At 71.3% G+C, this 12443-nt stretch carries 12 protein-coding genes; 10 read left to right on the top strand and 2 right to left on the bottom strand.

Annotated features, from left to right (window positions below):
* The first annotated feature begins 181 nt into the window (after positions 1-181).
* From ACJ9NR_RS12625 to ACJ9NR_RS12600, 6 genes are all read left to right on the top strand, one after another.
* Entirely contained in the window at positions 182-613 is a 432-nt protein-coding gene (locus ACJ9NR_RS12625) for a DUF3052 domain-containing protein (RefSeq protein WP_181362360.1), read from the top strand.
* 108 nt (positions 614-721) lie between these two features.
* A complete protein-coding gene (locus tag ACJ9NR_RS12620; RefSeq protein WP_412487636.1) occupies positions 722-1180 on the top strand; it encodes a peroxiredoxin in 459 nt (152 codons plus the stop codon).
* Positions 1181-1343: 163 nt separating this feature from the next.
* A complete protein-coding gene (locus ACJ9NR_RS12615; RefSeq protein WP_412487635.1) occupies positions 1344-1919 on the top strand; it encodes a calcium homeostasis/redox stress adaptation protein in 576 nt (191 codons plus the stop codon).
* A 110-nt stretch (positions 1920-2029) separates the two neighbouring features.
* Positions 2030-2605 (top strand): TerD family protein, encoded by a 576-nt coding sequence (locus ACJ9NR_RS12610; RefSeq protein ID WP_275775097.1) that lies wholly within the window; start codon positions 2030-2032, stop codon positions 2603-2605.
* A 75-nt stretch (positions 2606-2680) separates the two neighbouring features.
* Complete coding sequence (locus ACJ9NR_RS12605; protein WP_412487634.1) at positions 2681-3826, top strand: DUF475 domain-containing protein; 1146 nt, start codon at positions 2681-2683, stop codon at positions 3824-3826.
* Between the two features lie 152 nt (positions 3827-3978).
* Positions 3979-4716 carry a TerD family protein gene (locus ACJ9NR_RS12600; protein ID WP_412487633.1) on the top strand — a complete coding sequence of 246 codons (738 nt, stop codon included), beginning with the start codon at positions 3979-3981 and terminating at the stop codon, positions 4714-4716.
* 57 nt (positions 4717-4773) lie between these two features.
* Here the strand turns inward: ACJ9NR_RS12600 and ACJ9NR_RS12595 are convergent, their stop codons facing one another.
* The gene (locus tag ACJ9NR_RS12595; RefSeq protein ID WP_412487632.1) at positions 4774-5592 is read right to left on the bottom strand and encodes a TerD family protein; all 819 of its coding nucleotides are present in this window, start codon (positions 5590-5592) and stop codon (positions 4774-4776) included.
* A gap of 199 nt (positions 5593-5791) precedes the next feature.
* On the opposite strand from ACJ9NR_RS12595, the gene ACJ9NR_RS12590 reads away from it, so the two are divergent.
* Genes ACJ9NR_RS12590 through ACJ9NR_RS12580 form a run of 3 tightly spaced genes read left to right on the top strand, consistent with a single transcriptional unit; the run spans position 5792 to position 10303 of the window.
* Positions 5792-6958 (top strand): HpcH/HpaI aldolase/citrate lyase family protein, encoded by a 1167-nt coding sequence (locus ACJ9NR_RS12590; RefSeq protein ID WP_412487631.1) that lies wholly within the window; start codon positions 5792-5794, stop codon positions 6956-6958.
* 28 nt (positions 6959-6986) lie between these two features.
* A complete protein-coding gene (locus tag ACJ9NR_RS12585; RefSeq protein ID WP_412487630.1) occupies positions 6987-9488 on the top strand; it encodes a phosphoribosyltransferase in 2502 nt (833 codons plus the stop codon).
* On the top strand, positions 9488-10303 hold the full coding sequence (locus ACJ9NR_RS12580; RefSeq protein WP_412487629.1) for an HAD family hydrolase: 816 nt from the start codon (positions 9488-9490) through the stop codon (positions 10301-10303). Before ACJ9NR_RS12585 ends, ACJ9NR_RS12580 begins: the two co-directional genes overlap by 1 nt.
* 558 nt (positions 10304-10861) lie before the next feature.
* Here ACJ9NR_RS12580 and ACJ9NR_RS12575 read toward each other — a convergent pair.
* Positions 10862-11083 carry an FmdB family zinc ribbon protein gene (locus ACJ9NR_RS12575; protein ID WP_412487628.1) on the bottom strand — a complete coding sequence of 74 codons (222 nt, stop codon included), beginning with the start codon at positions 11081-11083 and terminating at the stop codon, positions 10862-10864.
* A gap of 180 nt (positions 11084-11263) precedes the next feature.
* Here ACJ9NR_RS12575 and ACJ9NR_RS12570 point away from each other — a divergent pair, with 180 nt between their 5' ends.
* Entirely contained in the window at positions 11264-12433 is a 1170-nt protein-coding gene (locus ACJ9NR_RS12570; protein ID WP_412487627.1) for an amidase domain-containing protein, read from the top strand.
* Positions 12434-12443 lie beyond the last annotated feature (10 nt).

Genomic DNA, 12443 nt, shown 5'->3' with positions numbered 1-12443 from the left:
CGGTGAGACGGCCGGGATCGTCACCGTTTCGGCGGTCTGAACGGCCGGGTACTTGCGCGATCCGTCCCGCCCGTGTGGACTACGGCCAATGCTTCGCGCACGCGCGTGGCTGAGATTCCCCCAGGCTCCGGAGGGAGCACGGGGGGACACCCCCATCCAAGACATGATCAGGAGGCAACCCGTGAGCGCGACCGCGGACCACGCGGAGACGAGCCCTGCCGTGAGGCTGGGGTTCCAGCCCGAGCAGGTGGTCCAGGAGATCGGCTACGACGACGACGTAGACCAGGAACTCCGCGAGTCCATCGAGGAAGTCATCGGCAGCGACCTCGTGGACGAGGACTACGACGACGTCGCCGATGCCGTGGTGCTCTGGTTCCGCGACGACGACGGCGACCTGACGGATGCGCTGGTGGACGCCACCACGTACATCGAAGAGGGTGGCTCGATCCTGCTCCTCACGCCGAAGACCGGGCGTGACGGCTACGTGGAGCCGAGCGACATCTCCGAAGCCGCGACGACGGCGGGACTGTCCGCCTCCAAGAGCGTCAGCGTGGGCAAGGACTGGAGCGGCAGCCGGCTGGTGACGCCGAAGGCGGCCAAGTCCAAGAGGTGACCCTGCCGGGCGGGCCGAGCGGTGTGCTCGGCCCGTCCGCCGGCCCCCGGTGATCGCTGCGTAGGGTGGAGGCCACCCGAACAGCCCCACCGAAAGGGACGTAGCGCGATGGCGATCCAGGTCGGCGAAAAGGCCCCCGACTTCGAGCTCAAGGACAACCACGGCGCCACGGTGGCGCTCTCCGACTTCCGCGGCCGGAAGAACGTGGTCCTGCTCTTCTACCCGTTCGCCTTCACCGGCGTGTGCACCGGCGAGCTGTGCGAGGTCCGCGACAACCTGCCGAGGTTCGCCGACCGCGACACCCAGGTGCTCGCCGTCTCCAACGACTCCATCCACACCCTGCGCGTCTTCGCCGAGCAGGAGGGCCTGGAGTACCCCCTGCTGAGCGACTTCTGGCCGCACGGCGAGGTCAGCCGCGCCTACGGCGTCTTCGCCGAGGACAAGGGCTGCGCGGTGCGCGGCACCTTCGTCATCGACAAGGAGGGCCTGGTGCGCTGGACCGTCGTCAACGCGCTGCCCGACGCCCGCGACCTGAACGAGTACGTGAAGGCGCTCGACACCCTCTGAGCCGCCTGATCCGCCGGCACCCGGACTCCGATCCGCCGACACCCGGTGATTCTTCGGCGTCAAGGCCTGCGTGGTCCGGGAACCCCTCACTAGGATCGACTCGTTGATCCGATGTCAGACGCACGGCGGGGCACTCCGCCCCTGGACACCAATGGAGGGACTCGTGGGAGTCAGCCTCAGCAAGGGCGGCAACGTTTCGCTGACCAAGGAGGCCCCGGGCCTGACGGCGGTCATCGTCGGTCTGGGGTGGGACGTCCGCACCACGACCGGCACCGACTTCGACCTGGACGCCAGCGCCCTGCTGCTGAATGCCTCGGGCAAGGTCGGCAGCGACGCGAACTTCGTCTTCTTCAACAACCTCAAGAGCCCGGACGGCTCGGTCGAGCACACCGGTGACAACATCACCGGTGAGGGCGAGGGCGACGACGAGCAGATCAAGATCAATCTCGCCGCCGTCCCGGCCGACATCGACAAGATCGTGTTCCCGGTGTCGATCTACGACGCCGAGAACCGCCAGCAGTCGTTCGGCCAGGTGCGCAACGCGTTCATCCGCGTGGTCAACCAGGCGGGTGAGCAGGAGATCGCACGCTACGACCTCTCCGAGGACGCCTCGACGGAGACCGCCATGGTCTTCGGCGAGCTGTACCGCCACGGCGCGGAGTGGAAGTTCCGCGCCATCGGCCAGGGCTACGCCTCGGGCCTGCGCGGCATCGCGCAGGACTTCGGCGTGAACGTCTGAGGCCGGACGGCACACGGCACGGGCTCGCACCGGCCGGCGCCGCACCTCCGCGTGCGGCGCCGGCCGCGCAGGACAACCAAAAAAGCACCATCTCGGGGAGGACCAGCATCATGGGCGTCACGCTCGCCAAGGGGGGCAACGTCTCCCTGTCCAAGGCCGCACCCAATCTCACGCAGGTGATGATCGGGCTCGGCTGGGACGCACGCTCCACCACAGGGGCACCCTTCGACCTCGACGCCAGTGCCCTGCTGTGCAACGGCGGGCGGGTGCTGGGCGACGAGTACTTCGTCTTCTACAACCAGCTCAAGAGCCCGGAGGGCTCGGTGGAGCACACGGGCGACAACCTCACCGGTGAGGGCGAGGGCGACGACGAGTCGATCCTGGTCGACCTCGGGCAGGTGCCCGCCCAGTGCGACAAGATCGTCTTCCCGGTCTCCATCCACATGGCCGACGAGCGCGGACAGACCTTCGGGCAGGTCAGCAACGCGTTCATCCGCGTGGTCAACCAGGCCGACGGCCAGGAGCTCGCGCGCTACGACCTCAGCGAGGACGCCTCCACCGAGACCGCGATGATCTTCGGTGAGCTCTACCGCTACCAGGGCGAATGGAAGTTCCGAGCGGTAGGTCAGGGGTACGCGTCCGGACTGCGGGGCATCGCTCTAGACTTCGGAGTCAATGTTTCGTAAAGCCGAGTACGGCGTGGGGGACACCCTCCCCCGAGCCTTGCTGCGGGGGACCCCCGGACAGGATGTGGGTAGCCAGTGCTTGTGAAAACCTTCGGCTGGTCGTTCGCGATTACCGCGGTCGGCCTGGTCGCGGCGGTCTTCTACGGGGGGTGGGAGGCCTTCGGCATCGTGGCGATCCTCGCCGTCCTCGAGATTTCCCTGTCGTTCGACAACGCGGTGGTCAACGCCGGGATCCTGAAGAAGATGAACGCCTTCTGGCAGAAGATCTTCCTCACGGTCGGCGTCCTCATCGCGGTCTTCGGCATGCGACTGGTCTTCCCCGTCGTCATCGTCGCCATCACGGCCAAGATGGGCCCCATCGAGGCCGTCGACCTCGCGCTGAACAACAAGGACCGCTACCAGCAGCTGGTCACCGACGCCCACCCGGCGATCGCGGCCTTCGGCGGCATGTTCCTGTTGATGATCTTCCTCGACTTCATCTTCGAGGACCGTGACATCCAGTGGCTGCGCTGGATCGAGCGCCCGCTGGCCAAGCTCGGCAAGGTCGACATGCTGTCGGTCTGCATCGCCCTGGTCGTCCTGCTGATCACGTCGTTCACCTTCGCCGCCCACGCCCACCAGCACGGCGGCGCGCACGTGGACAAGGCGCAGACGGTGCTGATCGCCGGCATCGCGGGCCTGATCACGTACATGGTGGTCGGTGGTCTCTCGGGCTACTTCGAGGACCGGCTGGAGGCCGAGGAGGAACGCGAGCACGAGGAGGAGGAAGAGGCCGAACGCACCGGCAAGAAGAAATCGCCGGTCGTGCTGGCGGGCCAGGCCGCGTTCTTCATGTTCCTCTACCTGGAGGTCCTGGACGCCTCGTTCTCCTTCGACGGCGTGATCGGCGCGTTCGCCATCACCAACGACATCGTGCTGATGGCGCTGGGCCTGGGCATCGGCGCGATGTACGTCCGCTCGCTCACGGTCTACCTGGTCCGCCAGGGCACCCTGGACGACTACGTCTACCTCGAGCACGGCGCCCACTACGCCATCGGCGCGCTGGCCGTGATCCTCATGGTCACCATCCAGTACCAGATCAACGAGGTCATCACCGGCCTCGTCGGCGTCATCCTGATCGCCTGGTCCTTCTGGTCCTCCGTGCGCCGCAACCGCGCCCTCGCGGACGCCGAGGGGGACACGGGCTCCGAGGAGAAGACCGAGGTGTCGACCCGCCTGTAGCGGGGATCGGCGCACCTCGTTCGACCCGCCGGGTGTGTCGCACCCGCGGGTGAGGGAACGCTCTGTGCGGGGCGGCCGGCCTCCGGCCGCCCCGCCGGTTGTTTCCAGGGAAGGCCGGGCCCGCCGGGGCCCGGGTGACGGTGGGGGCGGGAATGGGTTTCTTCGACGGACTGTGGCGCGGACGCGATGCCGACTTCGACTCGGGCAGCGCGGCCTCGAACTCCATCGAGCTGACGAAACGGCACCACCAGGTCTCGCTCACCAAGCAGGGCGCGGCCACGGGCCATCTGCGGGTCAACCTCAGCTGGCGGATGCGGACGTCCGACATAGGCGGCTCCCCGCGGGAATCGCTGCTGCGCCACCCCTTCAAGGCGCTCAAGCCCGCGGAGATCATGGGCCACGGCCAGAGCATGGTCAACGTCGACCTCGACCTGGGCTGCCTGTACGAGCTCATGGACGGCGCGAAGGGGGTCGTGCAGCCGCTCGGCGGCTACTTCGGGGACGTCAACGCGGCGCCGTACGTCAAGCTCAGCGGCGACGACCGGTTCGGTTCGGCGTCCGGCGAGACGATGTACGTCAACCTCGACCACCGGGAGCAGATCAAGCGCCTGCTCGTCTTCGTCTACATCTACGACCAGACCCCTGCCTTCGACCGCACGCACGCCATCGTCACGCTGTACCCGAGCAACGGCCCGCGGATCGAGATCCACCTCGACGAACGGCACCCCCAGGCCCGCTCCTGCGCGGTCGTGATGATCGAGAACGTCAAGGGCGAACTGGTCGTACGCCGTGAGGTGAAGTTCGTCTATGGCTTCCAGGCCGAGCTGGACCGCCTGTACGGGTGGGGACTGCAGTGGGGCCGCGGCTACAAGTCCAAGGTGGAGCGCTGACGGCCGCCAGGAGCGCCCCGCGGGGGCGGCGCCGCAGCGCCGCCCGCAGCGGGGCGCTCAGCGCCCGATGAACTGCGGGCCCTGCGGCGGCAGCCGGAAGTCGGGGTCCGGGGCCGTCGCCGCCGGCGGATAGCCGTAGCCGGACCGGGTGCCCGCCGCGGCCGCCGCGGGCTGCGGATAGCCGTAGGCGGGCTGCGTGGTGGCCGGCGGCTGCGGATAGCCGTACGCCGGCTGGGCCGGGACCGCGGTCGGCTGCTCCGGGGGCAGCGGCTGGGAGAAGTCGGGCGCCGCCGTGGTGGCCGGCGGGGCCTGCGCGGGCTCGGGCGCGGCCTCCGACTCGTCCACCGAGATGCCGAACTCCGTGGCCAGCCCCTTCAGGCCGTTCGAATAGCCCTCGCCCAGCGCGCGGAACTTCCACAGCCCGTCCCGGCGGTAGAGCTCGCCGCAGATCAGGGCCGTCTCCCGGCCGGTCTGGGGCTTGATGTCGAAGTGCAGCAGCGCCTCGTCGTCGGAGCCCGCCGCGTCGTACAGCAGGATGCGCAGCCCCTGCACACGGTCGAAGGTGACGTCGTCGGCCGACGCGACCAGGAGGATCCGGCTGACATCCGGCTCGACGCCGGCCAGATCTGTCTGGATCGTGTCGGTCAGGCCGTCGGTGACCCGTTTCTTACCGAGCCACCTCGCCTTCCCGGAAGGGTGCCGGGGTTGGTTGTAGAAGACGAAGTCCTCGTCGGAGCGCACGCGGCCGTCGGGCCCGAGGAGCAGCGCCGAGGCGTCGACGTCCGGCACCCCCTGCCCGGGCGTCCAGCGAACCACCGCGCGGACCGTGGCGGCCTCGAGCGGGACGTTCGACCCCTTGAGCATCGCGTGCGTCATGCGGTCATCCTGCCTTCTCGGTCCTGGCCACGACAATGCGGGGTGTGCGGAGCGCGACCGTGTCCCGCGGTGTGCGCCGACACGGCCGGGTTACCGGAAATTCATGCCCTGCGGGAACCTCTGACACGAGTCCCTACGTACTATTACCGGCCACCTCTTTACGAATCCATAGCTTTACCTTGCGCCACGGGGGAGTCCTATGCGTCATTTCGGGCACATCGCCCCTGAGGTGCGGCAGCGCCTCTTCCACCAGCAGCCGTGCGAGTTCGACGCGGACTCCCCGGCCCGGCTGCTCGCCGCCGCCCTGGGCGCCACGCTCTACAGTCCGGCCACCCGGCCACAGCTCGCCGACGACGTCGTCAAACAGGCGGCCCGGGGCGTGGTCTCGATGGTGCTGTGCCTGGAGGACTCGATCGACGACGCGGACGTGGCGGCGGGGGAGGAGAACCTCGTCCGCCAGTTCGCCGACCTCGACACGCGGGACGGCGCCGGTCTCCCGCTGCTGTTCGTCCGGGTCCGCACCCCCGAGCAGATCCCCGACCTGGCGCAACGGCTCGGCCCTTCGGCGCGCCTGCTCTCCGGATTCGTGCTCCCCAAGTTCACCGAGGAGCGCGGCATCCCCTTCCTGGAGGCCCTGGCGAGCGCCGAGGCCGCCAGCGGGCGGCGGCTGTTCGCGATGCCGGTCCTGGAGTCGCCCGAACTGCTCTACCGCGAGTCGCGGGTGGAGAGCCTGGAGGGCATCGCCGGCGTCGTCGACAAGTACCGCGACCGCGTGCTCGCCCTGCGCCTCGGCGTGACCGACTTCTGCTCCTCCTACGGCCTGCGCCGGGCCCCCGACATGACGGCGTACGACATCCATGTCGTCGCCTCCGTGATCTCCGACGTGGTGAACCTGCTGGGGCGGGTCGACGGCACCGGATTCACCGTGACCGGGCCGGTCTGGGAGTACTTCCGGGTCCCGGAGCGCATGTTCAAGCCGATGCTGCGGACCAGCCCCTTCCTCGAGGGGCAGGCCGTCGGACTGCGCGAGAGACTGATCGAGCACGCCATGGACGGGCTGCTGCGGGAGATCTCCCTGGACCAGGCCAACGGCCTGCTCGGCAAGACCTGCATCCACCCCTCCCACGTCCTGCCCGTGCACGCGCTGTCCGTGGTCAGCCACGAGGAGTTCGGGGACGCCTCGGACATCCTGCGCCCGGAGTCCGGCGGCGGGGGTGTACTGAGGTCGGCCTACACCAACAAGATGAACGAGGTGAAGCCGCACCGCGCGTGGGCCGAGCGGACCATGCTGCGGGCCGAGGTGTTCGGCGTCGCACGCGAGGACGTCAGCTTCGTGGACCTGCTCGCCGCCGGCGTCACCGGCTGAACCCCACTCCTCAGGGCTTTAGGGACACATGATCAACGCAGTGAACGACGGAGTCTGGTCCGGCAGCTGGGTCGCGGAGCGGCTCGGCGTCGAACTCCTGGGCGACGGCAAGCTGACCGGCCTGCTGGGGCTGGCGCTCCGGCGCAACCCCCGGCGGGCGCACCTGCTGGTGTCCAACGTGCTCGGCAAGCACGTACCGCAGTCGCCCTCGATCGTCTACGGGTACGGCTTCGCGCTCGGGCGCCGGGTGCGGGAGCTGCTCGGCGACCGGGCCGGGTCCGCGGTCGTGCTCGGGTACGCGGAGACCGCGACGGGCCTCGGGCACTCGGTGGCCGACGGCCTCGGGCCCGCTCCGTACCTGCACTCCACGCGCCGCCCCGTCGCGGGCGTGGAGGCCGCGGGCGGCTTCGAGGAGGCGCACTCGCACGCCACGTCCCACCTGCTGCTGCCGGAGGACCCGGCGCTGCTGGCGGGGGACGGGCCGCTGGTCCTGGTCGACGACGAGTTCTCCACCGGCAACACGGTGCTGAACACGGTCCGGGACCTGCACGAGCGGTATCCGAGGCGGCGGTACGTCGTGGTCGCGCTGGTGGACATGCGGTCGCCCGCCGACGCGGAGCGCCTGGAGCAGTTCGCGCGGGAGATCGGTGCACGGGTGGATCTCGTGGCCGCCGCCTCCGGGACGGTGCGGTTGCCCGAAGGGGTGCTGGAGAAGGGGCGGGAACTGGTGGCGCGGTACGAGGCCGACAGCGCCGCGTCAGGTGGTTCACCGGCTGCGGGTGCGCCGTGGCGACCGGCCCCCACTCGCCCGCGCCCGGTCACGCGCGTGGAACTGAACTGGCCCCGCAACCTGCCGGACGGCGCCCGGCACGGGTTCACGCCCGCGCACCGCGAACGCCTGGAGGGCGCGCTCCCCGCCATGGCCGCCCGGCTCGCGGAAGCGCTCCCGGCGGACGCGCGCCGGGTACTGACCCTCGGCTTCGAGGAGCTGATGTACGCGCCGCTGCGGCTCGCCCGCGAGCTGGAGCAGGTCGTCGACGCCGAGGTGCGCTACTCCACGACCACCCGGTCACCGGTCCTCGCGGTGGACGACCCCGGCTACGCGATACGCAGCCGCATCGTGTTCCCCGCCCACGACGACCCGGCCGACGGCCCCGGCGAGCGCTACGCCTACAACGTCGCCGGCGCCGGGTTCGACGCCGTGATCGCCGTCGTCGACTCCGCCGCCGACACCCCCCGGCTGCACGCCCCCGACGGCCTGCTGGCCCGGCTGGCGGAGCACACCCCGCACGTCGTCCTCGCGGTCGTTCCCTCGTACGTCCCCGAAAGGCCCGCCATGCTGCCCGAGCCCCTCCGCGGCCCCGCCTTCTCCTCGTACCCGCCCGAGGAGGTCGGCTGGCTGCTGCAGGACCTCTCGGACGTCACGCTGGAGGCGCCGACCGAGGAGCGGGAGGAGGCCATCCAGAGCGGGGGCGCGCACTACGCCGAGTCGCTGCCCGTGGAGTACCAGCCCAGCGAGCAGTACCAGGAGCTGTACCACGCGGCGCTGGAGACGACCGCCGCCCGGCTGGCGCAGGCGGTGGGCGCCGTCACGGAGATCGTGCTCACCGAGCGCCCCCGCACCCGGCCCGGCGCCGGCTGCGGGACCACCGCGCCCCGGCCCGTCCTCGTCTCACTCGCCCGCGCCGGCACCCCCGTCGGAGTCCTGATGCGGCGCTGGGCGCGGTTCCGGCACGGACTGGACCTGCCGCACTACGCCGTCTCCATCGTGCGCGGCCGCGGCATCGACGCCAACGCGCTGCGCTGGCTGGCCGCCCACCACGACCCGGCCGACGTCGTGTTCGTCGACGGCTGGACCGGCAAGGGCGCGATCACCCGCGAACTCGCCGACGCCATCTCCGAGTTCGAGGCGTCCGACGGGATCACCGGGTTCGATCCGGAGATCGCGGTGCTGGCCGACCCGGGCTCCTGCGTGCGGACCTACGGTACCCGGGAGGACTTCCTGATCCCCTCCGCCTGCCTCAACTCCACCGTCTCCGGCCTGATATCGCGCACCGTGCTGCGCGCGGACCTGGTCGGCCCCGACGACTTCCACGGCGCGAAGTTCTACCGCGAACTCGCGGGCGCCGACGTCTCGGTGGACTTCCTGGACGCCGTCGCCGCCCGCTTCCCGGAGGTCGCCGACGCCGTCGACGTCCAGGCCAAGGAACTGCTGTCCGGCGACCGCACGCCGACCTGGGCGGGCTGGGCGGCCGTGGAACGCATCAGCGAGGAGTACGGCATCCACGACGTGAACCTCGTCAAGCCGGGCGTCGGCGAGACCACACGCGTGCTGCTGCGCCGGGTGCCCTGGAAGATCCTGGCGCGGGCCGGTGCGGGCGCCGACCTGGACCACGTACGGCTGCTGGCCGGGCAGCGCGGCGTCCCCGTCGAGGAGGTCGGCGAACTGCCCTACACCTGCGTGGGGTTGATCCACCCGCGCTACACCCGCGGCGCCACGGGTGCCGACGGCCGGGCGGTGAACCTCTGATGCCGGTGCTGGTGGCGAGCGATCTCGACCGTACGCTGATCTACTCCGCGGCGGCCCTCGCGCTGACCATGCCCGACGCGCGGGCGCCCCGGCTGCTCTGCGTGGAGGTGCACGAGAGCAGGCCGCTGTCGTTCATGACGGAGACGGCGGCAGCGCTGCTGACCGACCTCGGTGACGCGGCCGTCTTCGTGCCGACGACGACCCGGACCCGCAAGCAGTACCAGCGCATCAACCTGCCGGGCCCGCAGCCGAAGTACGCGATCTGCGCCAACGGCGGCCATCTGATGGTGGACGGCGTCTCCGACCTCGACTGGCACGCGCGGGTGACGGCACGGCTCGCCGAGCACTGCGCGCCGCTGGACGAGGTGCGCGGGCACCTGCTGGCGACGGCGGACCCGGCGTGGGTGCGCAAGCATCGGGTCGCCGAGGACCTCTTCGCCTACCTGGTCGTCGAACGCGAACTGCTGCCCGAGGACTGGCTGAAGGAACTCGCGGTCTGGGCGGAGAACCGCGGCTGGACCGTCTCGCTCCAGGGCCGCAAGATCTACGCCGTCCCCAAGCCGCTCACCAAGAGCGCCGCGATGCGGGAGGTCGCCCGCCGTACGGGCGCGCACCTGACCCTGGCCGCGGGCGACTCCCTGCTCGACGCCGACCTGCTCCTGGCCGCGGACAAGGGCTGGCGCCCGGGCCACGGCGAACTCGCCGACGCGGGCTGGAGCGCCCCGGCGATCGCCGCGCTGCCGGAGCGGGGCGTCCTGGCCGGCGAGCGCATCCTGAGGGAACTGCTGAAGGAGACCCGCGGAACGGCCCGCTAGAGAATCCAGCCCGGGAGGAACGTGCCCGACCTGCGGCTACCGCCGCGCGGGCACGATCAACCCACGAACACCCGCGCCGGGTGACATGCCGCGTCCGGCGACGTGCTGTCTGGCGACCCGCGGCCGTCGCGCGGCTGTCTGGCGACATGCCGCGTCCGGCGACGCGCCGGCGACGTGCTGCGTCTGGCGACATGCCGCGTCGGGCGACGCGCTGCGTCGGGCGACGGGTGGCCGTCTGGCGACGTGCCGCGGGTGACGCGCTGCGTCGGGCGACGGGTGGCCGTCTGGCGACGCGCCGCGGGTGACGTGCTGTGTCTGGCGACGTGCCGCGATGACGCGCGGTGTCCGGCGACCCGCGGCATCCGGCGACATGCCGCGTCCGGCGACGTGCTGTCTGGCGACCCGCGGCCGTCGCGCGGCTGTCTGGCGAAGTGCTGTCTGGCGACATGCTGCGCCCGGCGACGCGCTGCCGTCTGGCGACGCGCCGCGATGACGTGCCGCGTCCGGCGACCTGCCGCACCCGGCAACCCCCGCGCCCGGCAACGCACCCGGCCCCACCTAGCCGCAGCAACCCCCACCGCAGCAACCGCCCCCGCCCCCGGCTGTGCCCCGCGGCGCCGCGGGGGCGGGGGCGGATCCGCCCACCGCCACCGTCGACAGCAGCTTCACCGTGTCGTCATGCCCGGCGGGGCACACGGCGGGGGCCGACGACTCCGCCATGGGGCGGCTCATCTCGAACGTGTCGCCGCAGGTCCGGCAGCGGTACTCATAACGAGGCATGCGCCCAGGCTAACGGCCCGCGCGGACAACGGATGTGATCCGCGTCCCACAGCCGCGGGACGTGCACAGGCCCAAGACCCCGGAGCGGCCGCGCGGACGGCGCACGCGCGCACCCGCGCAGCCGTACGAGTGGCCGACGGCCGCGAGACGAGACACCCCCCACCGCAAGGAGAACCCCCAGTGAGACCGAGCAAGTCCGTCGCCGGAGCGAGCCGGCGCGCCGTCCTCGCCGCGATGCCCCTGTCCGCCGCCCTGATCCCGCTGTCCGCCACCCACGCGGCCGGCGGCACCCCCCGCGACGGAGCACCGGCCCTGACGGCCGCGACCGCGACCACCGCCGCCTTCCGCCGCGCCGCCGACGCCCTGTTCCGCGACCGCACAGCGGCCCTGGTCCGGGGGACCCCGCCCCGGACCACGGCCCTGAGAACGATCGGCGGGGTGCGGCCGGCGCCCGCGGCCGCGAGGTCCGAGGCCGGGACCCTGGCGGCCCTGCACGGCACCCGCTCCCGGCTCGCCTCCCTCGGCGAGGCCTACACCGGCTCCGACACCGAGGTCACCGTCGACAGCGTCCGGCTGCAAGGCCGCACCGCCACCGTCCAGGTCACCGAGAGCACCACCCTGACGTACGCGAAGATCCGCGGCGACGAACCCGACACCACCGCCTTCGTCGCCCACCACGAACTCACCTTCGCCGCTGACCCGGACGGCACCTGGAGACTGACCGGTGAACACCTCACCGACAAGGGACCCCGCCCGGTCAACGCCCCCCTCCCGGTCGGCATGGGGGCCGCCGCCCACCCGGCCGACATCATCGACGCACCGCGGTCGGCCATCGCCTACCCCGCCCCCGCGCGGCCCAAGAACCTCGGCGGCGGCGCCCGGTACGACTACGCGGCGATGGCGGCGTACGCCGAGAAGTACTGGAAGGACTACAACACCGCCTACCGCCGCTACAACAGCGACGGCGGGGACTGCACCAACTTCCTCAGCCAGGCCCTCCGCGCCGGCGGCTGGAAACAGGTGACGCACTCGGCCGCGGACTACGGCACCTGGTACTCCAGGCCCTCCGGCGACTCCGGCACCTGGATCGGCGTCAACGAGTGGTCCTGGTTCACCCAGACCACCAAGCGGACCACGGCACTGGCCTACGCGTACCAGATGGGCGTCGGCGACGTGCTGCAGATCGACTTCGACCGGGACGGCGCCAAGGACCACTCGATGCTGACCACGTACCGCAGCGCGAGCGGCGTGCCCTACCTGACCTACCACAGCAACGACACCTACCGGCGCTCGCTGCCGAGCGTGATCGCCGCGTACCCGAACGCGGCGTACTACGCCTACCGCAGCTGACCGGACCCGC

It is taken from the genome of Streptomyces sediminimaris (assembly GCF_047049295.1).
GTDB lineage: Bacteria > Actinomycetota > Actinomycetes > Streptomycetales > Streptomycetaceae > Streptomyces > Streptomyces sediminimaris.
Note: the sequence above shows the minus strand (reverse complement) of the source record. Positions and strands in the feature narration are given on the sequence as shown.

Bases quoted from the DNA above. Each gene is read 5' to 3' on its own strand.
- ACJ9NR_RS12590 (WP_412487631.1), top strand. From the start codon at position 5,792: ATGCGTCATTTCGGGCACATCGCCCCTGAGGTGCGGCAGCGCCTCTTC.
- ACJ9NR_RS12595 (WP_412487632.1), bottom strand. From the start codon at position 5,592: ATGACGCACGCGATGCTCAAGGGGTCGAACGTCCCGCTCGAGGCCGCC.
- ACJ9NR_RS12580 (WP_412487629.1), top strand. From the start codon at position 9,488: ATGCCGGTGCTGGTGGCGAGCGATCTCGACCGTACGCTGATCTACTCC.
- ACJ9NR_RS12585 (WP_412487630.1), top strand. From the start codon at position 6,987: ATGATCAACGCAGTGAACGACGGAGTCTGGTCCGGCAGCTGGGTCGCG.
- ACJ9NR_RS12620 (WP_412487636.1), top strand. From the start codon at position 722: ATGGCGATCCAGGTCGGCGAAAAGGCCCCCGACTTCGAGCTCAAGGAC.
- ACJ9NR_RS12575 (WP_412487628.1), bottom strand. From the start codon at position 11,083: ATGCCTCGTTATGAGTACCGCTGCCGGACCTGCGGCGACACGTTCGAG.
- ACJ9NR_RS12600 (WP_412487633.1), top strand. From the start codon at position 3,979: ATGGGTTTCTTCGACGGACTGTGGCGCGGACGCGATGCCGACTTCGAC.
- ACJ9NR_RS12610 (WP_275775097.1), top strand. From the start codon at position 2,030: ATGGGCGTCACGCTCGCCAAGGGGGGCAACGTCTCCCTGTCCAAGGCC.